Below are 24,488 nucleotides of genomic sequence, written 5' to 3'. Positions count from 1 at the left end.
TATAGAGCGAAACGGTGCCCCACGTGGGGCGCCGTTCGTGGGAGGGCATATGGCCGAAACAGCAGTGCAGCGAGCGCCGGAACGCGGCATCTGGGGATGGATGCTGTTCGACTGGGCAGCACAGCCGTTCTTCACCGTCATCACCACCTTCATCTTCGGTCCCTACTTCGTCTCGCGCATGGCGAGCGATCCGGAAACGGGCCAGGCGGCATGGGGTTACGGCATCGCCGCGGCGGGTCTGGCCATTGCCGTGCTATCGCCGATCCTCGGCTCGATCGCCGACCAGACCGGCCCGCGAAAACCGTGGATCGCACTCTTCGCCGCGGTCAAGATCACCAGTCTTTGCCTGCTATGGTTCGCTGCTCCCGGTTCGAACCTTTTCCTGGTCGTGCTGTTCTTCTCGCTGGCTTCGGTCGCGGCGGAATTCTCGACCGTGTTCAATGATTCGATGATGCCGCGCCTGGTGCCGAAGAGCGAAATCGGCCGAATCTCGAACATGGCATGGGGGCTCGGCTATCTCGGCGGGATGATTGCGCTGATCTTTGTCGTCGCCTTCATGGCCAGTTCGCCGGAAACCGGCAAGACGATCGTCGGCCTCGACCCGCTCTTCGGCCTCGACCCGAAGCTCGGCGAGGACGCGCGCGCCACCGGACCCCTCTCGGCGGCCTGGTATTTGCTGTTCATCCTGCCAATGTTCTTTTTCACACCGGATGCGGTGAAGGGCATTCCGCTTGGACCGGCGGTGCGCGAGGGACTGTCGGAACTGAAATCGACGCTGGGCGAAATACGCAAACGCAGCGGCATCTTCCGCTTCCTCGTCGCCCGTATGATCTATCAGGACGGCGTCAATGCGTTGCTTGCGCTGGGCGGTGCCTTTGCGGCGGCGATGTTCCACTGGTCAATCACCGAGATCGGCCTGTTCGGCATCATCCTCAACGTCGTCGCCATCGTCGGCTGCCTGGTTGCCGCACGCCTCGACTTGGCGCTCGGCTCCAAGACCATAGTGATGATTGCGCTTGTCCTGCTCAGCCTCGCCACGATCGGCATCGTCTCGACCGGGCCGGGCTACACGCTGTTCGGTGTCTGGATGCTGCCCGGAGCCGACAACGGCGGATTGTTCGGTACGCCGGCGGAAAAAGCCTACATCTTCTTTGGTCTGCTGATCGGGCTTGGCTTCGGGCCGGTGCAGGCATCGTCGCGCTCCTACATGGCGCGCAGCGTCACCGCGGCCGAATCGGGCCGCTATTTCGGCATCTATGCGCTGGCCGGCAGGGCGACCAGTTTTGCTGCGCCATTCCTGGTGGCCACAATCACCTTGGCCAGCGGCTCGTCGCGGCTAGGCATGGCGGCAATCGTGCTATTCCTCGGCGTCGGCCTGGCGATCCTGATCCGCACGCCGTATCCGGCGGATAATCCGCCGGCGGAGTAGAGCTGCTCTTTCCTTCTCCCCTTGTGGGAGAAGGTGGATCGGCGCGTGCGCCGAGACGGATGAGGGGTGCTGGAAGGAACTCAACCTGAAAACATCAAGGATTTGAATCGCTTACGCCTTCATCGTAGCGCTCCGTCCAGCACCCCTCATCCGACCGAGCTTCGCTCGGCCACCTTCTCCCACAAGGGGAGAAGGCAAGAGGCGCCTAATCCTAATGCCTGAAATGCCTGACGCCGGTAAACACCATGGCGATGCCGTGGGCGTCGGCGGCGGCGATGACATCGTCGTCGCGCATCGAGCCGCCCGGTTGGATGACGGCGGTAGCGCCGGCTTCGATCGCCGACAAAAGCCCGTCGGCGAACGGGAAAAAGGCATCCGAGGCGACAACGGAATTTTTGGTCAGCGGCTCGGCCAGGCTGGCTGCCTCGGCCGCGTCGAGCGCCTTGCGCGCGGCGATGCGCGAGGAATCGACCCGGCTCATCTGGCCGGCGCCGATGCCGACGGTGGCACCGTCTCTGACATAGACGATGGCGTTCGACTTGACGTGCTTTGCGACGCGGAAAGCGAATTTGAGATCGGCCATTTCGGCCGTTGTCGGCGCCCGCCGGGTCACCACTTTCAGGTCGAGGTCGTCGACCACCGCATTGTCGCGGCCCTGGACGAGCAACCCGCCGGAAACGGATTTCACAGTGGAGCCGGCCGCGCGCGGATCGGGCAAGCCGCCGGTGACCAGCAAGCGCAGATTCTTCTTGGCGGCGACGATGCGGATTGCTTCGTCCGAGGCGCCCGGCGCGATGATGACCTCGGTGAAGGTTTTGACGATCTCTTCGGCGGCCTCGGCATCGAGGGTGCGGTTCATCGCGACAATGCCGCCAAAGGCCGAGACCGGATCGCAGGCAAGCGCTTTGGCATAGGCCGCCTTCAGCGAAGCGCCCTCGGCGACGCCGCATGGGTTGGCGTGCTTGATGATGGCGACGGTGGCGGAGCGGGCCGGATCGAACTCGCCGACCAGTTCGAACGCGGCGTCGGTGTCGTTGATGTTGTTGTAGGAAAGCTGCTTGCCCTGAAGCTGGCGCGCCGTCGCGACGCCCGGTCGCTTGTCGCCATCGACGTAGAAGCCGGCGCTCTGGTGCGGGTTCTCGCCGTAGCGCATCACCTGGTCGAGCCTGCCGCCGAAGGCGCACCAGGTGGGATGCTCGATCTCCAGCGCTTCGGCGAACCAGCCGGAAATCGCAGCATCATAGGTCGCGGTGCGGGCGAAGGCCTTGGCCGCCAGCTTCTTGCGGAAATCCAGCGAGAGCGAGCCGAAATTCATCTCCAGCGCGTTGAGCACCGAGGCATAGTCCTCGGGATCGGTGACGATGGCGACGTAAGCGTGGTTCTTGGCCGAAGCGCGGATCATCGCCGGGCCGCCTATGTCGATGTTCTCGACGATCGAGGCGTAAGCGGCGCCGGAGCGGCGGACATCCTCGAAAGGGTAGAGATTGGAGACGACGAGATCGATCGGCTCAATACCATGATCGCGCATCGCCGCGGCGTGTTCGGGATCGTCGCGCACGCAAAGCAGCGCGCCGTGCACGGACGGATGCAGGGTCTTGACGCGGCCGTCCATGATCTCGGGAAAGCCGGTGAGTTCGGAGACGTCGCGCACAGCCATGCCTGCCTCGGCGATCGCCTTTGCCGTGCCGCCGGTGGAGACCAGCTCGACGCCGGCCGCGGCCAGCGCCCTGGCGAAATCGATGAGCCCGGTCTTGTCGAAAACGGAAAGTAGCGCGCGACGAACGGGAACGAGGTCGGGCGCGGGAATGTTCTTGGCGGCGACGGCCATGGGCTGGCGGCCTTTCACGGCTGGTTGGGACAGTGTCCGCGCGCCGTAGCACATGAGGCCTGGAAATCAAACTGCGGGGCTACCGCAGTCTCAGCTTTTTGCCGGATGACCGGCGATGGCCGTCCGTGTCAGTTGCCAATGGACTTCGGAAATCTCTGACGCCTTGAAGGCCAGCACGATCTGCCGGCTGCGGCGCGGGCCGCCAAGACCGGCGAAATAAATGGATTCTTCGACCTCGGGCGCCACCTCGGTGCAGGTGAACACCCATGTGTCGGCTTCATCGGCGGTCAGCACCAGACGGTCGTGCTCGTCCTTGAGCAGGCCTATGTCGGGATGGATGTGGAAGCGCACGGTGACGAAATCGCGGCCGTTGTTGCGGATCGCAGCATTGCCCGGCCGCAGAAGGCGATCCCTGCCGGCGAGCACATTGCCGTTCGTCGACAATTTCAGTTCGCGCTCATGCAGCAAGCCGAAGCGCGCGACATAGCCGTCATGGCGAGCCAGAAAACCCTGTGTGCCTTGCTGGTCGGTGCGCTTGCAAGGCACATGCTGCGGGCCGCCGATCAACGGCGTGCCGAGCAGATCGTTGACGCGCAGCGAGTGGCTGAAACGCGCCGACGAGGTGTCGTTGATGGTGGCTGTCGAATGGGCGGCCGTGGCGCGGGCAAGCGGCCGGAATTCGGCGGCGCCATAGGTGTCCACGCCGGCGTTGACGACATAGTGGCGGCGGCCGGAAGACAGCTCGAAGGAAAGGCATCCGGCGTGCGCCGCGTTGGAAACATCGATGCGCGGTGGCGGGCCGGTATCGGCGATCACGGTGACGCCGCCCATGGAGAGGCGCTCGTAGCCCGAATGCGGTGCGTGCAGCAATGGCGCGCCGGCGGTGTCGTCGTGGCGCAGAATGGTGGCGATGCGGTTGTGGATGGTCGCGCCCATGCCGTTGAAGCGGGCGAGGCTGCCGTCCTGGTGGCGAAAGAAACGCAGCGCCGGCAGCATGCGATCGATGGCGCCCATCAGCGCCGCCGGCGGCGTTTCGGCCTGATTGGCATAGGTCTGGCGCAGCGGCAGAAGGTCGGCGAGGATTTCAAGCACGGCCATCGGATTGCGCGAAATATGGCCGCCATCCGGCAGAATCTGACGGTCGAGTTCCTCGGCGAGGTTGCGGGTCGCGCCGCGCAGCGCCGACGCCGGCGCCGGTAGCGACAGAGCGGCAAAGGCAAGCGCGATGCGGGCGCGCAGCCTGTCCTTGCCGTCCGGCATCTCGCGTGCCATCGCCCTGAGATAGCGGATCTGCATGGCCAGCGATTTCAGGAAGGCCCGGTAGAAGGGAAATTCAGCACCCTGCAGCACCACCGAGGAATGCTGCAGCCAGGCAATGACGCGCTTGGCCGTCGTGCCGGGCTCCCAGGCGACACCGGAAATATTGCTGCCATGGATGGTGATCCAGTCGGAGACCAGCGCGCGGGCATTGGCGGCGGCAAGCTCGGTGCCGGCGGCGCGCATATGGCGCAGCCAGCGAAAGCCGTGCAGGGCCTTTTGCCAGCCGGGATTGGCCACGGCAATCTGGAAGGGCGACTTGCCGCCGGTCTCTACCAGATGTCCCGACAACGGATAGCGGCCATAATAAATCTCGAGCGCAATCTGTCGGTCGGCCAGGCGCAGGTCTGGCGGAGCGATCAACACGCGTTCCGGTGTGCGGCCGGAGTAGCGCCAGCGATGGATCGGCCCGCCACGCAGGCGCCGGCGCGTCTTGCGCCAGAACTCCTTCGCGACAAGCGTCCATAGACGCGTCGTGCTGCCGGCAGCGATCGCCAAAAGCCCTCCTCATAGCGCCCAATCCGAAGACAAGCTTATGTGATTCAAGAACTTATGCGAAGGTGAATTCCACGGAGGCCTTGAAATTCAGCCTGTTTTCCGCAGGATTCTTCCTAAAACAGTCTTCAAACTTTCAGCGTTGGCCGGGTCTGCGCATGCGGGCGGCGAAGAAGCCATCCAGGCCGGACCGTTCCGGTGAGCCGAGCTCCAGATCTGCGGGCGTGGTGCGCAGCGTGCCCTGCGGCGTCAGGAACGGATCAATGCCGGCGATCTCGCCCGGGCGGAGCGGATCGTCGACAATGTCAGCCGTCCCGGCGAGGAAGGCGCGGTGAAGCGCCTCGCCTTCGAGCGGGTCGAGCGAGCAGTTGGAAAAGACGATGCGCCCGCCAGGCTTGACCAGGCTGACGGCGCGGGCGAGCAGCCTGCGTTGCAGATCGGCGAGTTTTTCGATGTCGGCCGCCGTCTTCGTCCAGGGCACGTCGGGATGCCGCCGCACCGTGCCGGTCGAGGAGCAGGGCGCGTCGAGGAGGACGGCGTCGAACAGTTGTTCCGGCTCATATTTGAGCAGATCGGCCTGCACAACCTCTGCGGACAAACCGAGTCGTTCGAGATTTCGCGAGAGCCGCGCAAACCGGTTCTTCGAGGAATCGATCGCGGTGACCGTGGCGCCGCCGAGAATGAGCTGAGCGGTCTTGCCGCCGGGGGCGGCGCAGAGATCGGCGACGCGCAAACCCCTCACGTCGCCGAAAAGCCGGGCAGGAAGGCTGGCGGCGGCATCCTGGACCCACCAGGCGCCGTCTTCAAAGCCGGGCAGTTCAGTGACCGAGGCGCTGAGTTTCTCAACGCGCACAGTGCCGGTCGGCAGCACGATGCCGCCGAGCCGCTCGGCCCACAGCGCAGGATCGGTCTTGACCGTGAAGTCGACCGGCGCCTCGTATCTGTGGGCGGCGAGGATTTGCCGGGCTTTCTTAGTGCCATAGGCGGCTTTCAGCCGGTCGGAAAACCATTTCGGCGCTTCGTCGGTGGCGGCAAGCGCTGCAGCCAGTTCGGCCTGCTTGGATCGCGCCAGCGTGCGCAGCACGCCATTGACGAGACCGGAGAAGCGCACCGTGCGCGGATCGGACTTGGCGTGGGTCACGGCAAGGTCGACTGCGGCGCTGTCGGGAATATCGAGGAACAGGATCTGCGCCGCTGCTACATGCAGAATATGCGAAAGCGCGGTGGCGTTGGGTGGCAGCGGCTTTTCCAGGCGGCGGGCCAGCAACCCTGATATGGTCATGCGGAAGCGCAGCGCAGTGACCAGTATGGCGCGCACCAGCGCCCGGTCACGCAGGTCGAGCGCCTTGTATTGCGGATGGCCGTTCTCGTGGTCGGTCAGCCCGTCCAGCGCCGTCCTCGCATCGATGACGGCGGCCAGCAATCGTGCCGCGGCCTTGCGCGCGGCCAGGCCGGCAATAGGTTCGCCGGGGCTCGCTGCATTGTTTTCATGATCGCCTGAAATTCGGTGCCGGCGTTTCGCTTCGCTCACGACCACGGACCCTTGGGTCCGGTCGGATTGCGGCCCCAGGGATTGGACTTCGGCCTGGCCGGTTCAGCCGGCTGCTCAGCTTTCTCCCACGGGCCCGAAGGCCGCTGTTCGTCTGCCTGCCGCGGCATCGGCGTTTGCGGCCGCGCGGAGGCGGATGCGCCACCGGCCATGTCCTGCGCCATCGCCTGCAGGGCAGCGATGCGGTTGTCGGTGCTCGGGTGGGTCGAAAACAGGCTGTCCATGCGCTCGCCGGAAAGAGGATTGATGATGAAGAGGTGGGCAGTTGCCGGATTGCGCTCGGCATCCGGGTTGCGGATGCGTTCGGCGCCGCGAGCGATCTTGTCAAGGGCCGAGGCAAGCCAGAGCGGCTGTCCACAGATCTCGGCGCCGCGCCGGTCGGCCTCGTATTCGCGGGTGCGGCTGACCGCCATCTGCACGATCATCGCGGCAAAGGGCGCCACGATCATCGCCACCAGCACACCGATAATGCCAAGGGAATTGTTGTTGTCGCGATTGCCGCCGAAAAAGAAGGCGAAATTGCCGAGCATCGAGATCGCGCCGGCAAGCGTGGCGACGATCGTCATGGTGAGCGTGTCGCGGTGCTGCACATGGGCGAGCTCGTGCGCCATCACCGCCGCGACTTCCTCATGCGACAGTTGCTGCAACAGCCCGGTGGTGGCGGCGACCGCGGCATTCTCCGGATTGCGGCCGGTGGCGAAAGCGTTGGGCTGCGGGTTGTCGATCAGATAGGTTTTCGGCATCGGCAGGCCGGCCTGTCTGGCGAGACTCTGCACGATGGCGTAATATTCCGGGGCGTTCCTTTCGTCGACCTCGACCGCGCGATTCATCGATAGCACCATCTTGTCGGCGTTCCAATAGCTGAACAGATTCATGGCGGCGGCAATCAGCAGGGCGATCACCATGCCGCCCGATCCGCCGATCAGATAGCCGACGCCCATGAACAGCGCGGTCATCGCTGCCAAAAGCATGGCGGTGCGAAGTGTGTTCATTGTCTGCTCCGTTTCTGCCGGCCTTCCGCAAAAAGGGTCGATCCTTGTCGGCTCATCGCTATATGATGGGAAACGTGTGGCCCTGTTTCAATTGGGCCATGTTTCAATCGCCGGGAATATCGCATGATCGACGAAGCCAATATATCAGGCGAAACCAGCAATGCAGACGCCGGCCCCGGTCACGACGTGCCGCAAAGGACGCTGACACCGGCAGCCCGCCGCGCTTTGGCGGAAGCGGAAGCACGGCGCGAACACTATCGCCAGCAGGAAGCCGCGATGCCCCGGGAACTCGGCGGCCGTGGCGGCAGGGAACCCGGCCGCTATGGCGATTGGGAAGTGAAGGGCCTGACCAGCGATTTCTAAGGGCCAGCGATTTCTAAGGGTATGTCGATATTCAGGTGCCTGCGAACAGCGGATTCCTGCGCTTCTCACGGACCTGCAAGTCCGCTCCGTTCCGGTTCTCGGAACCCACCTAGTCTGGTCGCTTCGCGCCCGTCTTCGACTCCGGCTCGGCCTGACCTCATCTCAACATACCCTAAGCCGCAGCGCGCTCCGCGCCGAGGACAATCCAGCCGCGGTCGTCGACGGTGACGCCGATCCCGTCATAACCGGCGATCGCAGCATGCGGCGTTTGCAACGGATGCTGGTGCGTGGCGCTAATGACCACGACGGTGGCTCCCGCGGCCTCGGCCGCCGCTATCCCGGCGGGCGCATCTTCGAAAACGAGGCAGTCGCGCGCGTCCACGCCCAGTCGCTCGGCCGCCAGCCGGAAGCAATCCGGCGCCGGCTTGCCGCGGGAAACGTCCTCGGCCGCGACAAGGGTGGCGGGAAGCGGGATGCCGGCGGCCGCGATGCGCAGCAGAGCCAGCTCGCGCGGCGCCGAAGTGACGATTGCCCAGCGCTCGGGTGGCAGCGACGCCAGAAACGCCGCGGCGCCGGCGATTGGAAGGATGCCGTCGATATCGGCCACCTCGGCCTGCAGAAGCGCATCGGCTTCACGCATCGGGTCAACGCCTGGAAGCGCCAGCCGAGCGATGGTCTCGATCGCTCGCACGCCGTGGATCGTTGGCAGGAATGCGGCAACGTCGAGATCTTGCCGGCGTGCCCAATCTGCCCAGACCCTTTCTGCCGCGGCAATCGAATTGACCACCGTGCCGTCCATATCGAACAGCAAGGCTGCGAATTTTCTGCCTGCGAACATCTGCTATCCCAAGTTGTTTCGGAAGGAACCAAAGCCTGTCGATCGACCGTAACGTCGCACCGGCGGCATGGGAAGGCACGAGATCGCCTTTTTCGACAGACCAGGGAACCACGGCCGGCCATCTCGCGTTAATCCAATCGTCTTCCACGACACTCACAAGAGGGGATCCGCAATGCTGATTCGGCTCGGCTACGAAATCGCCATCGACTGTGCTGAATCCACCCCGGTGATTTCGCTGCTCGAGATCCACAAGCAGCGCCAGGCCGACATCAAGCGGCAAACGCGCGTGCTGACCTCGCCTTCCGTCCCAACCAGGCTCTATCACGATCTTTATGGCAACACCTGCCGCCGCTTCAACGCGCCTGGCGGAGGCTTTCGCATTCTTTACGACGCCGTCGTCGAGGACAGCGGTGAGACCGACGAGGTCAACACGCTGGCCAGGGAAGTGCCGGTGGCGGAGTTGCCCGACGAGGTGCTCTGTTACCTGCTCGGCAGTCGCTATTGCGAAACCGATCATCTCAGCGATCTGGCCTGGCAGGTTTTCGGGCCTGTTCCATCCGGCTGGGCCCGGGTGCAGGCGATCGTCGACTATGTCCACAACCGTCTGTCGTTCGGCTACGGCTATGCGCGCCCGACCCGCACGGCGGCGCAGGCGCATGAGGAGCGCGTCGGCGTCTGCCGCGACTTCGCTCATCTGGCGATCACGCTCTGCCGCTGCATGAACATCCCAGCCCGCTACGTGAACGGTTATCTCGGCGACATCGGCGTGCCGGTCGACCCGGCACCGATGGATTTTTCGGCGTGGCTGGAAGTGTTCCTCGACGGCAAGTGGTACACGTTCGACCCCCGCCACAACATGCCGAGGATCGGCCGCGTCGTCATCGCGCGCGGTCGCGACGCGACCGACGTGCCGCTGCTGCACAGTTTCGGCCCGCACCGGCTCAGCCTGTTCAAGGTCTGGACCTACGAGCAGGAAAGCAATCTGTTCAACCCGCCCCATCGCGGCGTCGACAGGACGGCCAGCGCGCAGATGCTGGCATAGAAGCGCGCAAGCGCAAACGGCGCGTCCGGCTGTTACGATCACCGGGCTGTCCTACGGATATGATGCGCCTGATCCGCTTCGGCACAGACCCTCTGTGCCGGATCGGGATCGAGCTGTTGTGCTCCACGGCAGCGGTCGGGATCATGGTAAGCGCTTGGTGAACGAAACTGCCGCAGCGGCTTGTCGTTTACCGTCTATTTACCTTGCCGCATTTCGAAACCAAGCAGAAACAATGGTTTGACGATGAGCCGCCGGCTTTTGCTGCGATGACGACGCCGTCCGGCCGGAATCCTGCAATGCGGCCCTCACACGGCTCGAGTCGTGGCGAATGGAGGCGAGCATGCGGCGTTTTGGGGGTCTTGTTCACGCGATCGGCGGCTTTGCCGGAGATCGAAGCGGAAATTTAGCGGTTCTGTTCGGCATGGTCGCGTCGGTGCTGGCGCTTGGCGTCGGCTTTGCCGTCAATGTTTCGCAGCTCTACAACACCAAATCGAGCTTGCAAGGCGTGGTCGATGCGGCGGTGACCTCGACGGCACGCGACCTGACCACCGGCGTCATCAACGAGGCCGACGCCAACAAGTCGGTGCAGGCGTTTCTCGATGCCAACAGCCGAGCGGGCATGCTGCAGGCTGATCGGATCGTCCTCGACAAATTGACCATCGACAAAATCGCCAAGACGGTTCAGGCGGAGATCCATGTCGATCTTGGCCTCTATTTTCCAATCTTCGGCATGGGCGACATGAAGCGCATTGCCGCATCGACGACGGCAGTCTATTCGGACAGGACGATCGAAGTGGCGATGATGCTCGACGTCACAGGTTCAATGGCCGGCCAGAAAATAATCGACCTGAGGACGGCCGCAGCGAACGCGGTCGACAGCTTTCTGGGCGGTCAGGACCCCGCCAGCCCCCGAGTGCGAGTCTCCATCGTGCCCTACGCCAATTCGGTGAATGCCGGCGCGCTTGCCGGCAGCAGCGTCTACGTCGAAGCCTCGACCAGCCAGCGCAAGCAGGCGCCCGGCAATGGCGCTATACAGTATGTCTCCGGCTTAACGCGTCCGGACAATTGCGCCACTGAGCGCAAGGGCACCTATCAATATTCGGATGTAGGTCCCGACATCAGCATGATCAATCGCGATTACCTGTTGTCGTTCTTCGCCTGGCCGACCGGCACGGCTGCCTGCCCGGTCGCCGCGTTGAAGCCGCTGACGGCGGACGCCGTGGCGCTCAAGAACGTCATCAAGAACTTTGTCGCATCGGGCGGCACCGCGGGCCATATCGGCGTGCAGTGGACCTGGTACATGCTTTCGGAAAACTGGGGCAGTGTGATGAACGCGTCGCAGCGGCCGGCCAAGGCGGATCCGAAAAAGGTCGCCAAAATCGCGATCCTGATGACCGACGGCGAGTTCAACCTGTCCTATTTCGATGCCAGCACTGTCGGTGAGGTCTACAATGATGCCGGCAAGGAACCGACCCGCACGGCAGCCAAGACGCTCTGTACCGCCATGCGCGACAAGGGCATCGAAATCTTCACCATCGGTTTCGATCTCAACGAGGAGAATGCCCAGGCGACACTGCAGAATTGCGCGAGCCCGGATACCGGCAAGATCAAGCACTTCTATCAGGCCGCGAACGGGACGGAGCTCAACCAGGCTTTCCAGGACATTGCGCGCAACATCGAAAGCCTGGCATTGACCAAATAGAGGGCATTGACTAGGCAGGATCCGGACAAGGAAAAGGCCGCCGCTTCTTTCGAAGCCGGCGGCCTTCCGTGTTTCCGTCCATGGCGCGGCTCATGGCAGCGACGTGACTTAAAGTGCTGGTGCGTCCTTTGCGCATCCAAAGGACGCGCGGCGCTCCAGGCGTCGCCAGCCGCGCATCTCGCGCCTTAACGGGAAGACTGCTTCCCGAAAGTGCAATCCGCTGAGGCCACGTTCTGGAAAACGAAATCACTCGACATCGGATCACCTCCTTTCGATTTGTTGAACACGCCCTCATGATGGGGTGTCGATCTGCAAATGGCAAGGCGCCATCGTGAAAATGCGGTGCGCGTTTGGCGCTAACTGCTTGCGGCTATCCGATCGGACAGGCAATGTCGCTGCCGGACCGCCAGGGGCTGAGCAGGAGGAACGCGGATGGAGGCAGCCGAGAGAGCCGCACGGATCGTTCGAACGGTTATCGAGACGTTGAAGCCGGGCTTCGCGGTCAAGCTGTGGAACGGCGAGCGGATCGGCCCCGCCACCGGCCCCGTGGTCACCATCAACGACCAGGACATCGTCTGGCAGGTGATGCGGCGGCCCAACCTCTCGACGCTGATCGAAATGTGGATTTCCAAGACCATCGACGTGGAAGACGGGTCGCTGTTCGATTTCTACGCTCTGCCTGCGCAGGGCAAGCTCAGGGCGAAGCTCAAGTCGTTGCCCAAGCTCGCGGTCCTGCGCGACCTGCCAGCCGTGCTGTTTTCGCGAAAACAGATGACGGCGCGGACCGACCTTTCCGGGCGCAACCCCTTCGTCAGCGGGTCGAACAGGCAGGCAATCCAGCACCACTACGACATTTCGAACGCCTTCTACCGGCTCTTCCTCGACGAACGCATGGTCTATAGCTGCGGCTATTTCACCGATTTCGCCAATGGCATCGACCAGGCGCAGAAGGACAAGCTCGATCATATCTGCCGCAAGCTGCGGCTGAAGCCCGGCGAAAGGCTGCTCGACATCGGCTGCGGCTGGGGAGCCATGCTCATCCATGCCGCGAAAAATTACGGCGTCGTCGGCCATGGCGTCTCGCTGTCGGAAGCCCAGACCCAGCTCGCCCGCGAGCGCATCCGTGCTGAGGGACTGGAGGATCGCATCACCATCGAGATAAAGTCCTATGCCGAGCTGTCCGGCTCCTTCGACAAGATCTCGTCGATCGGGATGTTCGAGCATCTGGGGCTGGCCAACCACGCCGCCTATTTCTCGACCATTCGTCGCCTGCTCAAGCCGGGCGGCATCTATCTGCATCACGCCATCACCCGGCGCGACAAGGGCAGCATCAAGAAGACCTTGCGCAAGGGCCCGGAATTCAAAGCGCTGATCAAATACATCTTTCCCGGCGGCGAACTCGACACGATCGGCATGACGCTCGGCAATCTCGAAGCGCACGGCTTTCTTGTCTACGATGTCGAGAATTTGCGCGAGCACTACGCCCGCACCTGCCGTCTGTGGGCCGAGCGCCTCCACGCACGCTTCGATGAAGCGATCGCCGAGGTCGGCGAAGCCAAGGCGCGCCTCTGGCTGCTTTATCTCACCGGCTGTTCGATCACTTTCGAACGCGCCTCGGCGCAGATTTTCCAGACCGTCGTCACCAAGCGCGCGCGGGGCCCGAGCGGACTGCCGCCGACGCGGGCGGACCTTTATCGGTAGAGCGGGAGCGAGCGATCTCATCCGATCGGGTTTCCGCCGAACGTCGACCGGATGTTTCTTATGCCCGCTTGTTCTGCCGGTTGGCGATGAGGTCGTCGACGACCGCCGGGTCGGCCAGCGTCGAGGTATCGCCGAGCGCGGCAAAATCGTCCTCGGCGATCTTGCGCAGGATGCGACGCATAATCTTGCCCGAGCGGGTTTTCGGCAGGCCCGGAGCGAACTGAATCTTGTCGGGCGTGGCGATGGCGCCGATGTCCTTGCGGACGTGGGCGACAAGTTCCTTGCGCAACTCCTCGTTCGGCTTCTCGCCAGCCATCAATGTGACGTAGCAGTAGATGCCCTGGCCCTTGATGTCGTGGGGGTAGCCGACGACGGCGGCTTCGGAGACTTTCTCGTGCGAAACCAGCGCGGATTCGACCTCGGCCGTGCCCATGCGGTGGCCGGAGACGTTGATGACGTCGTCGACGCGGCCGGTGATCCAGTAGTAGCCGTCGGCGTCGCGGCGGCAGCCGTCGCCGGTAAAATACTTGCCCTTGTAAGTCGAAAAATAGGTCTGCACGAAGCGCTCGTGATCGCCATAGACGGTACGCATCTGGCCCGGCCACGAATCGGCGATGCAGAGATTGCCGCTGGAAACGCCTTCCAGCACCTTGCCATCGCCGTCGACCAGTTGCGGCTTGACGCCGAAGAACGGCTGCGTCGCGGAACCTGCCTTGAGCGGGGTGGCGCCGGGCAGCGGCGTGATCAGGATGCCGCCGGTCTCGGTCTGCCACCAGGTGTCGACAATCGGCACCTTGCCGTTGCCGACGACATCGAAATACCACTCCCAGGCTTCCGGGTTGATCGGCTCGCCGACCGTGCCGAGCACGCGCAGCGATTTGCGCGAGGTTTTGGTGACATGGGCGTCGCCGGCACCCATCAGCGCGCGCAAAGCCGTCGGCGCGGTGTAGAAGATGTTGACCTTGTGCTTGTCGATGACCTCCCAGAAGCGGGATTGCGACGGATAGTTCGGCACGCCTTCGAACATCAGCGTGGTGGCGCCGTTGGCGAGCGGCCCGTAGACGATATAGCTGTGGCCGGTGACCCAGCCGACATCGGCGGTGCACCAGTAGATGTCGCCGTCGTGGTAGTCGAAGACATATTGGTGGGTCATCGAGACATAGACGAGATAGCCGGCGGTGGTGTGCAGCACGCCCTTCGGCTTGCCCGTCGAGCCCGATGTGTAAAGGATGAACAGCGGGTCCTCTGCCTTCATCTTCTCCGGCTTGCATTCCGCCTCAACTGTCGCGATCTCGTCATGGTACCAGACGTCGCGCCCCGGAGCCCAACCAACCTTGGCGCCGGTGCGGCGCACGACCACGACCTTGTTGACCATCACGAAGTTCTTCGCGGCGATGTCGATCGCCTTGTCCGTGTTCTCCTTCAAGGGAATGGACTTGCCGCCGCGCAGGCCTTCATCGGCGGTGATGACGAAAGTCGATTCGCAGTCGACGATGCGGCCGGCCAGCGCGTCCGGCGAAAAGCCGCCAAAGACCACCGAATGGATGGCGCCGATCCGCGTGCAGGCGAGCATCGCATAGGCGGCTTCCGGGATCATCGGCATGTAGATGGTGACGCGGTCGCCTTTCCTAACGCCGTGCTTCTTCATCACATTGGCGAGCCGGCAGACATGCCTGTAGAGCTCGTTATAGGTGATCTTCCTGTCGTCGTAGGGATTGTCGCCTTCCCAGATGATGGCGGTCTGGTCGCCGCGCTTCTTCAGATGCCGGTCGATGCAGTTCCAGGAAACATTGGTCTGGCCGTCCTCGAACCATTTGATCGAGACCTTGCCGTCGAAGGAGGTGTTCTTGACCTTGCTGTAGGGCTTGAACCAGTCGATGCGCTTGCCGTGTTTGCCCCAGAACTTGTCCGGGTTCTTCACGCTGTCGGCGTACCATTTCAGGTAGGTGTCATTATCGATCAGCGCATTCTTCTTCCACGCCGGCTGGACGCGATGGACATGAACCTCGGACATATCTTTGCCTTCCTCCCGAAACCAGGCCGCCCGGCTTGCTCGCCGAGCGGCATCGCGGCGAAGCGGCCGCGAATTCGCGCGCATTATTAACAGTTCCGCGGTGACGGCAACATTAGACGTTGGATTCGCGCGGCGGGATGCCGCAGAGGTCGTTTTCGCCGCTATCAGCACTCGACCACGATCGCTGCTAACTGCATGTTTTTGTGTCGTAAATCCGGCCTTTAACTACGAAATATCAATAGACGATTGAGCAAATAGCGCGCACAATTTCAAATTGGGAGGAAAGGAGAATCAACCAGGGGACCGCGATGCGCGACCATTCCGAAATGGACCTGATGCTCAAGGGCTACGGCTTGACCACGGCCAAGATTCTTTATCACTTTCCCGATCACCCGCATCTGCTGCAGAGCTTCATCTGGCAGGATTACGACATCGCTCCGAAATTTCCGGTGCTGATCCGGTTCATCGAATTCTGGCAGACCAAGCTCGATGGTCCGCTGCATTCGGTGAGCTATACGCACCAGAAGCTGATCGCGCCCAATGAGTGGCGGAAGCTCGATGGCGAGTTCGTGCTGCATTAGGGCAACGGCGCAGGATGTCAGCTTACAATCGTATTGGGTGCTGAGGTCGGCGCTTTGCGGTGTCCGGCAGGACAGAGGGCCCGCGCGCATTAGACCGCAGGTGGGCTCAGCCGGGCAAAACCCTCCTGCCGGCGATACGGAAAATACGGATAGGCTGCGGTCACCGCGCTTGCTGCGTCGAGCTTCTTGATCTGGTCTGATGTCAATGACCAACCGACGGCACCAAGATTCTGGCGCAGCTGTTCCTCGGTGCGCGCGCCGATAATGACGGAGGCGACGGTCGGCCGCTGCAGCAACCAGTTGATGGCGATCTGCGGCACGGTCTTGCCGGTTTCCCTGGCCGCGGCTTCGAGCGCATCGACAACCCTGTAGAGCAGCTCGTCTTCGACCGGCGGCCCGAAGCTTGCGGTGTCGTGCAGCCGGCTTTTTTCCGGCAGTGGCTCGCCGCGGCGGATCTTGCCGGTCAGGCGGCCCCAGCCGAGCGGGCTCCACACCAGCGCGCCAACGCCCTGGTCGAGGCCGAGCGGCATCAACTCCCATTCATAGTCGCGCCCGACCAGCGAATAGTAGACCTGATGGGCGACGTAGCGCGGGTAGCCGTGCTTGTCCGCCAGGCCGAGCGATTTCATCACTTGCCAGCCGGAAAAGTTGGAGACGCCGACATAGCGCAGCTTGCCGGCGCGCACGAGACTGTCCAGCGTCGACAGCACCTCCTCGATCGGCGTTGCGGCGTCGAAAGCATGCAGCTGCAGCAGGTCGATGTAATCGGTGCCGAGACGCTTGAGCGCGTCCTCGACCGCGTTGATGAGGCGCGAACGGGAGGACCCGGCATCATTGGGTCCGTCGCCCATCGGCAGCGAGGTCTTGGTCGAAATCAGCACGGCATCGCGGCGGCCCTTGACGGCCGCGCCGAGCACTTCCTCGGAGGCGCCGTTCGAATAGACGTCGGCGGTGTCGAACAGGTTGACGCCGGCCTCCAGGCAGATGTCGACCAGCCGCCGCGCTTCCGTCGCATCGCTGTTGCCCCAGGCGCCGAACAGCGGCCCCGAGCCGCCGAAGGTTCCAGCGCCGAACGAGAGCGCCGGAACCTTCAGGCCCGAGGCGCCAAGACGTCGATAATCCATCTTTTTCTCCTGTGATGTCTAAGGGGTTCGTCGGGTTGCTACGAGCAGGCAGATGCCGGTTCGCCAAGCGTCGGGCGATCGAGGCGCAGCGCCAGCCACGCCACGGCGAGCGCCGAGAGCGGCAGCAGGGCGGCGAGCCAGGTGACGGCGCCGAGGCCGGGGCCATGCGCGATGACCATGCCGCCGAGCCAGGCGCCGGCGGCGTTGCCGAGGTTGAAGGCGGCGATGTTGAAGGACGAGGCGAGGCTCAGGCCGGCGCCTTCAGCCTTTTCCAGCACCCACATCTGCAGCGGCGCTACGGTGGCGAAGGCGGCGGCGCCGAGCAGGCCGACATGGATGACAGCCATCGCCCGGCTGTGCAGGGCGAAGGTCATCGTGCCGAGCACCAGCGCCAGCACAACGAGACTGCCGAGGACGGAAGGCACCAGCCAGCGGTCGGCGAACTTGCCGCCGGCGAGATTGCCGGCGATGAGGCCGCCGCCGAAGACAAGCAGGATCGGCGACACCGCCGCTTCCGCAAAACCGGTGATCTCGGTCAGCAGGGGGGCGATATAGGTGAAGACGGCGAAGACGCCCGCATAGCCCAGCACGGTGACGGCGAAGCCAAGCAGAACCGGGGCGCGGCCGAGCAGGGCGAGATCGCCGCGCAGGTCGCTCTTTTCCAGCGCTGCCGGGCTGCGCGGCACCAGCAGGAGAATGATGGCGAAGGCGACGATGCCGACCAGGGTTACAGCCCAGAAAGTCGCCCGCCAGCCGAAGGCCTGGCCGAGCCAGGTGCCGAAGGGCACGCCGAGGATGTTGGCGATGGTCAGGCCGGTGAACATCAGGGCGATCGCCGAGGCCTTCCTGTTGGGAGCGACCAGCCCGGTCGCAACCACCGCACCAACGCCGAAGAAGGTGCCGTGGGCGAAGGCGGTGAGCACGCGGGCAGCCAGCAGCGTCCAGTAGTCGGGGGCCAGCGCGCAGGCGAGGTTGCCCAGCGTGAAGACCGCCATCAGCGCCAGAAGCACGGTCTTGCGCGGCCAGCGGCCGGTGGCGATCGTCAGCAGCGGCGCGCCGATGACGACGCCCAGCGCATAGCCGGAGATCAACTGGCCGGCGGCCGAGATCGAGACGCCGAGATCGGCGCTGACGTCGAGCAGCAGGCCCATGATGACGAATTCGGTGACACCGATGCCGAACGCACCAGCGGCGAGAGCATAAAGTGCAAGAGGCATCGCGGTTCCCACTCCGATGACAGCAGTTTTGACGACAGGACGCCGTGTCCTCCTGCGCCCCGACCCGGAAGATCGTGTTGCCATGTGCTGTGAACCAGCCTTGCGTCGGGCACATTGTCTGTGAAATAGATTCACGAATGGCGAGGCCTGACATCAACCGCTCCGGCGAGATCGAAGTGTTTGTCCGTGTCGTCGAAGCGGGCAGTTTTTCCGCTGCGGCGCGGATGCTGCGGATGACGCCGTCGGCGGTGAGCAAGCTGATTGCGCGGCTTGAGGCGCGGCTTGGCGCGCGGCTGATCAGCCGTTCGACGCGCAAGCTCCAGTTGACTCCAGAAGGCGCGGCCTTCTTCGACAGCGGCGTGCGCATCCTGGCCGACATGGCGGCAGCCGAGCGCGAGGCGGCGGCCGGTGCTGCGCCGCGCGGCCGGCTGCGGGTCAACAGCTACGTGCCGTTCGGGCAGCACCGGCTGATCCCGCTCTTGCCGCGCTTTCTCGAACGCTATCCGGAAATCGCCATCGATCTGGTTTTGACCGACAATGTCATCGACCTGATGGAGGAGCGCGCCGATGTCGCCATCCGCGCCGGGCCGCTCGGCGAATCACGTTTGGTGGCGCGCAAGCTCGGGCAGAGCCGGCTGGTCGTCGTCGCCGCGCCATCGTACATCAGGACGCATGGCGCGCTCCAAACGCCGGCCGATCTCGATCATCACAACCGGATGGGTTTCTGCTTCGTGCGCCATGTCGACGGCTGGCCCTTCGTCGCTGCGGCCGGCGACGCCTTCATCGTCCCGATCACCGGAAACGCGCTGGTCAGCGACGGCGAGGCGATGCGGCTGATGGCGCTTTCGGGCACTGGCATCGCCCGGCTGGCGCGCTGGCATGTCGAGCCCGACATCGCCGCCGGCCGGCTGGTCCCGCTTCTGGAGGACTTCAACCCCGGCGACGAGGAGCTTACCCACGCTGTTTACGTCGGCCAGGGCAAACATTTGCCGGCCCGAGTGCGGGCCTTTCTCGACTTTCTGGTCGAGACGGTCCGGCTGAGCTGAGCCCAAGAAAGATCGGGAGCCCGCCGGCTCCCGAAATCGAAGATGAGATTTACTTCTTCTCCGCAAAGGGCGCCGGACGCCGGCCAGCCGCCTGGCGCTCGAGCATCCAGCCCGGATATTCGGATGGCAGCGCGCTGACTTCGTCGAGACGAGCAAGATCGTCGCTGTCGAGCTTCAACTCGGTGGCGGCAAGGTTCTGTTCGAGCTGCTCCATGCGGCTGGCGCCGATGATCACGCTCATCACGAAAGGCTTGGCCAAGACATAGCCAAGTGCCACCGTGGCGACGCTGACGCCGTGCTTGCCGGCGATCTCGCGCATGACGGCGACCGCCGCCCAGGCGCGGTCTTCATTGACCGGCGGGAAATTGAAGCTGGCGCGGCGGCCCTCGCCATTGCCAGGCGCGCCGGGTCCGTATTTGCCGGAAAGCAGCCCGCCCGCCATCGGCGACCAGACCATCAGCCCAAGCTTCTCCTCGTTGAGCAGCGGCACGATCTCGCGCTCCAGATCGCGGCCGGCGATCGAATAGTAGGACTGGACCGTCTCAAAACGGGCAAAGCCCTTGCGTTCGGCGATGCCCAATGCCTTGGCGATGCGCCAGGCCGCCCAGTTCGAGACGCCGACATAGCGGACCTTACCGCTGGCAACCAGATCGTCGAGCGCCCTGAGCGTCTCGTCGATCGGCGTTACCGCGTCGGTGCCGTGCAGCTGATAGAGATCGATATGGTCCAGTTGCAGCCGTTCGAGACTGCCGTCGACCGAATCTATGATGTGGCCGCGCGAGGAGCCGCGCTGGTTGGGGCCGTCGCCCATGGCGCCATGGACTTTGGTGGCGATGATCACGTCCTGCCGCTCGATGCCGAGATTGCGCAGCGACTGGCCGAGAAACCGTTCCGATGCGCCGAAGGAATAGACATCGGCCGTGTCGAAGAAATTGATGCCGGCGGCGAGCGAGCGCTGGACGATCCTGTCGACGCCATCCTGGTCGAGGCTGGCGATCAGGCCCCATTGGTTGTTTTGGTCGGCGGCGCCGAAGGTCATGGTGCCGAGACACAGTTCGGAGACAAACATCCCCGTGTTTCCAAGTTGACTGTAGCGCATGGTGCGGCTCCGGAAAGTTTTGGAATGACCCGGTAGATATAGGAACGATACGTTTCGTTTCTACTTGTTGGCGTAACGGCCGGGTGGCTCTGGACCAACTGTCCGCTAGCGGCTGCCGAAGATCGCCGAGCCGACCCTGATGCTGGTTGCACCGAAGGCGATCGCGGTTTCGTAGTCGCCGGACATGCCCATCGAAAGCGCCTCCACACCTGCCTCCGTGCTGAGCTTTTCCAGCAGCGCGAAATGCGGGCCGGGATTCTCATCGGCCGGCGGAATGCACATCAGGCCTTCGATGGCGAGACCATGGACCTCGCGGCAGCGCGTAACGAAGGGTACGGCTTCGCGCGGCTCGATCCCTGCCTTTTGCGGTTCCGAGCCGGTGTTGACCTGAACGTAGAGTTTTGGTGACCGGCCTTGCCTGGCGATTTCCTTGGCGAGTTCGGCGGCGATCTTCTCGCGATCGACCGTCTCGATGACGTCGAACAGGGCGACTGCTTCCTTCGCCTTGTTCGATTGCAGCGGACCGATCAGGTGCAGCTCGATGTCGGGGAAGGCTTGCTTCAGCGCTGGCCATTTGGCTTGTGCTTCCTGGACGCGGTTCTCGCCGAAGACGCGCTGGCCGGCGTCGATGACCGGGCGGATATCGTCGGCGCTGAAGGTCTTCGAGACCGCGACCAGCGTCACCGCGCCGGCTTGCCATCCTGCCTCGCGCTCGGCGGCGGCGATCCTCGCCTTGACCGTGAAAAACTGTTCTACGGCGCTCGCCATGCCTATATCCTGACTCTGGTTTTTGTCCTGGCCGGGGCGTCGCAGTTGACGGGTCCGGCAATCCATGGTGAACACCGCGACGACATTTCCTGAGCCGCCGGGCATGTCCGGCTGTTCGCGCATGCTTTTTAAGTGAAAAACATCCAATGGCAACCGAACGATACAATCCGCGCGCATCAGAGCCCAAATGGCAGAAGGCCTGGGACGCCAAGAAGCTGTTCGAGGCTGACAACGACGACCCGCGTCCGAAATACTACGTGCTCGAGATGTTTCCGTATCCGTCGGGGCGCATCCATATCGGCCATACCCGCAACTACACGATGGGCGACGTGGTGGCGCGCTACAAGCGGGCCAAGGGTTTCAACGTGCTGCACCCGATGGGCTGGGACGCCTTCGGCATGCCGGCCGAGAACGCGGCGATGCAGAACAAGGTTCATCCCAAGGACTGGACCTATCAGAACATCGCCGCCATGCGCGAGCAGCTCAAGGTCATGGGCCTGTCGCTCGACTGGGCGCGCGAATTCGCCACCTGCGATGTCGACTACTACCACCGCCAGCAGATGCTGTTCCTCGATTTCGTCGAGAAGGGGCTGGTGACGCGCAAATCCTCCAAGGTCAACTGGGATCCGGAGGACATGACGGTGCTTGCCAACGAGCAGGTCATCGACGGACGCGGCTGGCGCTCCGGTGCGCTGGTCGAACAGCGCGAGCTGACGCAGTGGTTCTTCAAGATCACCGACTATGCGCAGGACCTGCTGGACTCGCTGGAGGGCCTCGACGAGTGGCCAGAAAAAGTCAAGCTGATGCAGGCGAACTGGATCGGCCGTTCGGAAGGCCTGCTGATCCGCTGGCCGCTGGCCGCGCCGATTGCTGGCGAGGATGAGCTGGAGGTCTACACGACGCGGCCTGACACCATCTTCGGCGCCTCCTTCATGGCGGTCGCAGTTGACCATCCACTGGCCAAGAAGGCGGCCGAAAACAATCCGGCGCTGGCCAAGTTCATCGACGAGGTTCGCCACATGGGCACTTCGGTGGCGGCGCTGGAAACGGCCGAAAAAAAGGGCATGGATACCGGTATACGAGTCGTCCATCCGTTCGACGCGAACTGGACGCTGCCTGTCTATGTCGCCAATTTCGTGCTGATGGAGTACGGCACCGGCGCCATATTCGGTTGCCCGTCCGGTGACCAGCGCGACCTCGACTTCGCTAACCGATATGGCCTGCCGGTCATTCCGGTGGTGATACCGGAAGGCGAGAACCAAGGAAATTTCCAGATCATTGATGAGGCCTATGTCGGCGACGGCGTGATGATCAATTCGCGCTTCCTCGACGGCATGAAGCCTGATCAGGCGTTCGATGAGGTGGCGAAGCTGCTGGAACAAAAGACCATCGGCAATCGGCCGATGGCCGAGCGCAAGGTCAACTTCCGCCTGCGCGACTGGGGCATTTCGCGCCAGCGCTACTGGGGCTGCCCGATCCCGATGATCCACTGCGAGGATTGCGGCGTGGTGCCGGTTCCGAAGGCGGACCTGCCGGTCAGGCTGCCGGACGATATCGAGTTCGACCGGCCGGGCAATCCGCTCGACCGCCATCCGACATGGCGGCATGTCAAATGCCCGCAATGCGGCAAGGATGCACGCCGTGAAACCGACACGATGGACACTTTCGTCGATTCGTCCTGGTATTTCGCCCGCTTCACCGCACCCTGGGGGAACGATCCGACCGATCCCAAGGCAGCGACCGAATGGCTGCCGGTCGACCAGTATATTGGCGGCATCGAGCACGCCATTCTGCACCTGCTCTATTCGCGCTTCTTCACCCGCGCCATGCGCGAGACCGGCCATGTCGATCTCGCCGAGCCGTTCAGGGGCCTGTTCACGCAAGGCATGGTGGTGCACGAGACCTATCGGGTCGGCAGTGGATCGAACAGCCGCTGGGTTGCTCCCAGCGAGGTGCGGCTGGAAGACGTCGACGGCAAGCGCCGCGCCATCGAAATCGCGACCGGCGAAGAGGCGGTGATCGGCCCGCTCGAAAAAATGTCGAAGTCGAAGAAGAACACAGTGAGCCCGGAAGAGATCACCGACGGCTATGGCGCCGACACCGCGCGCTGGTTCATGCTGTCGGACTCGCCGCCCGAGCGTGACGTCGAATGGACCGACGAGGGTGCCGCCGGCGCGCACCGCTTCATCCAGCGTATCTGGCGCCTGGTGTCGACGGCTGCCGAATCGCTCGCCGGAATCCGACCGGCAGCGGCGAAGGAGGGCGAGGCAGGGACTGTTTCCAAGGCCGCGCACAAGGCGTTGAAATCGGTCGGCGAGGATATTGAAAAGCTCGCCTTCAACCGCGCCATTGCCCGCATCTACGAGCTCGCCAATGCGCTCACCACGCCGCTCAACGAGGCGGCCGAAGGCAAGGCCGATCCGGCGCTCAAGGCTGCCTGCCGGCAGGCCGTCGACATCCTCGTCCATCTGATTGCGCCGGTCATGCCGCATTTGGCCGAGGAATGCTGGCAGACGCTCGGCGGTACCGATCTGGTCGCCGAACGGCCTTGGCCCGTCTATGATCCGGCGCTTGTCGTCGACAGCGAGATCGTGCTGCCGGTTCAGGTCAACGGCAAGAAGCGCGGCGATTTGACAATTGCCCGCGACGCGGACCAAGGTGCCGTCGAAAAAGCGGTTCTGGCTCTCGACTTCGTGCAGAAAGCGCTTGAAGGTAGGGCACCGCGCAAGGTGATCATCGTCCCGCAGAGGATCGTCAATGTCGTTGCCTGATCCGAGGAAGACAGAAGTGACGCATTTGCTGCGCCGTATAACGCTGTATGGCCTGGTCGCTTCGGTTGCGCTGGTTTCGGCCTGCACGGTGCGCCCGCTCTATTCGAGCGCGCCGCTGTCGGCCGGCTCGCAAGTCGGGGCTGCCGCCGAACTCGGGTCCATCTCGGTCAAACCGGTCAACACCCGTTACGCCCAGCAGGTCCGCAACAATTTGATCTTCGCGCTCGGCCAGGGTGCGGGCGAGCCGGCGTCCCCCGCCTATTCGCTCGATCTCGGCGTTACCGAACTTGTTGAATCCGCTGCAACCGTGCAGATCACGACCGATGACGACGAGCCAACGGCGGGCACGGTGACACTGACCGCGAATTATCTCCTGACCGACGCCAGGACCGGCAAGACCATCGCGACCGGCAAGCGCTCGATAGCGTCGTCCTTCGACAGGCCGCGTCAGGAGTTTGCCTCCTACCGGGCGCAAATCGACGCCGAGAACCGCGCGGCGCGCGAGCTGGCGGATCTGCTGCGCCTGTCGATCGCGCAGGATCTGGTCAAGCACGGCAAGACAGTGGCCGGTTAGAATTTTTCGGCTTGGGCCGAGACGTTCCGGTTACCGCC

The 24,488-nt window shown here is 63.6% G+C and carries 19 protein-coding genes; 9 read left to right on the top strand and 10 right to left on the bottom strand.

Going from position 1 to position 24,488, the window contains the following annotated elements:
• Positions 1-49 precede the first annotated feature (49 nt).
• Positions 50-1,429 (top strand): MFS transporter, encoded by a 1,380-nt coding sequence (locus AC0L3D_RS24535; protein WP_473646078.1) that lies wholly within the window; start codon positions 50-52, stop codon positions 1,427-1,429.
• Positions 1,430-1,640: 211 nt separating this feature from the next.
• On the opposite strand, the gene purH is transcribed toward AC0L3D_RS24535, so the two are convergent.
• The 4 genes from purH to htpX all read right to left on the bottom strand — a co-directional run bounded on the left by purH (position 1,641) and on the right by htpX (position 7,610).
• On the bottom strand, positions 1,641-3,257 hold the full coding sequence (gene purH, locus AC0L3D_RS24530; protein WP_473646076.1) for a bifunctional phosphoribosylaminoimidazolecarboxamide formyltransferase/IMP cyclohydrolase: 1,617 nt from the start codon (positions 3,255-3,257) through the stop codon (positions 1,641-1,643).
• A 90-nt stretch (positions 3,258-3,347) separates the two neighbouring features.
• A complete protein-coding gene (locus AC0L3D_RS24525; protein ID WP_128168599.1) occupies positions 3,348-5,072 on the bottom strand; it encodes a heparinase II/III family protein in 1,725 nt (574 codons plus the stop codon).
• Positions 5,073-5,205: 133 nt separating this feature from the next.
• Complete coding sequence (locus AC0L3D_RS24520) at positions 5,206-6,606, bottom strand: RsmB/NOP family class I SAM-dependent RNA methyltransferase (RefSeq protein ID WP_473646075.1); 1,401 nt, start codon at positions 6,604-6,606, stop codon at positions 5,206-5,208.
• Positions 6,597-7,610: a zinc metalloprotease HtpX gene (gene htpX, locus AC0L3D_RS24515; protein WP_023800104.1), complete on the bottom strand. Its 1,014-nt coding sequence runs from the start codon at positions 7,608-7,610 to the stop codon at positions 6,597-6,599. The genes AC0L3D_RS24520 and htpX overlap by 10 nt, the downstream gene beginning before the upstream one ends.
• 123 nt (positions 7,611-7,733) lie before the next feature.
• On the opposite strand from htpX, the gene AC0L3D_RS24510 reads away from it, so the two are divergent.
• Positions 7,734-7,973 carry a DUF1674 domain-containing protein gene (locus AC0L3D_RS24510; RefSeq protein ID WP_287063409.1) on the top strand — a complete coding sequence of 80 codons (240 nt, stop codon included), beginning with the start codon at positions 7,734-7,736 and terminating at the stop codon, positions 7,971-7,973.
• A gap of 172 nt (positions 7,974-8,145) precedes the next feature.
• On the opposite strand, the gene AC0L3D_RS24505 is transcribed toward AC0L3D_RS24510, so the two are convergent.
• The gene (locus AC0L3D_RS24505; protein WP_023800102.1) at positions 8,146-8,811 is read right to left on the bottom strand and encodes an HAD-IA family hydrolase; all 666 of its coding nucleotides are present in this window, start codon (positions 8,809-8,811) and stop codon (positions 8,146-8,148) included.
• 172 nt (positions 8,812-8,983) lie between these two features.
• Between AC0L3D_RS24505 and AC0L3D_RS24500 the strand changes: the two genes are divergently transcribed.
• The 3 genes from AC0L3D_RS24500 (at position 8,984) to AC0L3D_RS24490 (ending at position 13,256) form a co-directional block, all read left to right on the top strand.
• On the top strand, positions 8,984-9,853 hold the full coding sequence (locus AC0L3D_RS24500; RefSeq protein WP_473518060.1) for a transglutaminase-like domain-containing protein: 870 nt from the start codon (positions 8,984-8,986) through the stop codon (positions 9,851-9,853).
• A 340-nt stretch (positions 9,854-10,193) separates the two neighbouring features.
• Positions 10,194-11,555, top strand: a complete 1,362-nt coding sequence (locus AC0L3D_RS24495) for a pilus assembly protein TadG-related protein (RefSeq protein WP_473646073.1) — start codon at positions 10,194-10,196, stop codon at positions 11,553-11,555.
• Positions 11,556-11,987: 432 nt separating this feature from the next.
• Positions 11,988-13,256 (top strand): SAM-dependent methyltransferase, encoded by a 1,269-nt coding sequence (locus AC0L3D_RS24490; protein WP_023800100.1) that lies wholly within the window; start codon positions 11,988-11,990, stop codon positions 13,254-13,256.
• Positions 13,257-13,314: 58 nt separating this feature from the next.
• On the opposite strand, the gene acs is transcribed toward AC0L3D_RS24490, so the two are convergent.
• Complete coding sequence (gene acs, locus AC0L3D_RS24485) at positions 13,315-15,270, bottom strand: acetate--CoA ligase (RefSeq protein WP_473646071.1); 1,956 nt, start codon at positions 15,268-15,270, stop codon at positions 13,315-13,317.
• Positions 15,271-15,578: 308 nt separating this feature from the next.
• Here acs and AC0L3D_RS24480 point away from each other — a divergent pair, with 308 nt between their 5' ends.
• Complete coding sequence (locus AC0L3D_RS24480; RefSeq protein WP_027154578.1) at positions 15,579-15,851, top strand: usg protein; 273 nt, start codon at positions 15,579-15,581, stop codon at positions 15,849-15,851.
• A gap of 89 nt (positions 15,852-15,940) precedes the next feature.
• On the opposite strand, the gene AC0L3D_RS24475 is transcribed toward AC0L3D_RS24480, so the two are convergent.
• Positions 15,941-16,975 carry an aldo/keto reductase gene (locus AC0L3D_RS24475; RefSeq protein ID WP_473646069.1) on the bottom strand — a complete coding sequence of 345 codons (1,035 nt, stop codon included), beginning with the start codon at positions 16,973-16,975 and terminating at the stop codon, positions 15,941-15,943.
• 38 nt (positions 16,976-17,013) lie between these two features.
• On the bottom strand, positions 17,014-18,192 hold the full coding sequence (locus AC0L3D_RS24470) for an MFS transporter (protein WP_473646067.1): 1,179 nt from the start codon (positions 18,190-18,192) through the stop codon (positions 17,014-17,016).
• Between the two features lie 137 nt (positions 18,193-18,329).
• Between AC0L3D_RS24470 and AC0L3D_RS24465 the strand changes: the two genes are divergently transcribed.
• A complete protein-coding gene (locus AC0L3D_RS24465) occupies positions 18,330-19,238 on the top strand; it encodes a LysR family transcriptional regulator (RefSeq protein WP_023800095.1) in 909 nt (302 codons plus the stop codon).
• Positions 19,239-19,287: 49 nt separating this feature from the next.
• Here AC0L3D_RS24465 and AC0L3D_RS24460 read toward each other — a convergent pair whose 3' ends face one another.
• On the bottom strand, positions 19,288-20,337 hold the full coding sequence (locus AC0L3D_RS24460; RefSeq protein ID WP_128248071.1) for an aldo/keto reductase: 1,050 nt from the start codon (positions 20,335-20,337) through the stop codon (positions 19,288-19,290).
• Positions 20,338-20,442: 105 nt separating this feature from the next.
• On the bottom strand, positions 20,443-21,105 hold the full coding sequence (locus AC0L3D_RS24455; RefSeq protein ID WP_473646065.1) for a YggS family pyridoxal phosphate-dependent enzyme: 663 nt from the start codon (positions 21,103-21,105) through the stop codon (positions 20,443-20,445).
• A gap of 146 nt (positions 21,106-21,251) precedes the next feature.
• Between AC0L3D_RS24455 and leuS the strand changes: the two genes are divergently transcribed.
• Together leuS and AC0L3D_RS24445 are read left to right on the top strand one after the other, a co-directional pair.
• Positions 21,252-23,876, top strand: coding sequence for a leucine--tRNA ligase (gene leuS / locus AC0L3D_RS24450; RefSeq protein ID WP_473646063.1), 2,625 nt, complete (start codon positions 21,252-21,254; stop codon positions 23,874-23,876).
• Positions 23,863-24,450 (top strand): LPS assembly lipoprotein LptE, encoded by a 588-nt coding sequence (locus tag AC0L3D_RS24445; RefSeq protein WP_128168587.1) that lies wholly within the window; start codon positions 23,863-23,865, stop codon positions 24,448-24,450. The genes leuS and AC0L3D_RS24445 overlap by 14 nt, the downstream gene beginning before the upstream one ends.
• The last annotated feature ends 38 nt before the right edge of the window (positions 24,451-24,488 follow it).

The organism is Mesorhizobium sp. WSM4837, assembly GCF_055811435.1.
The sequence above is the reverse complement of the archived record's forward strand: the minus strand, read 5'-3'. Positions and strand labels throughout refer to the sequence as shown.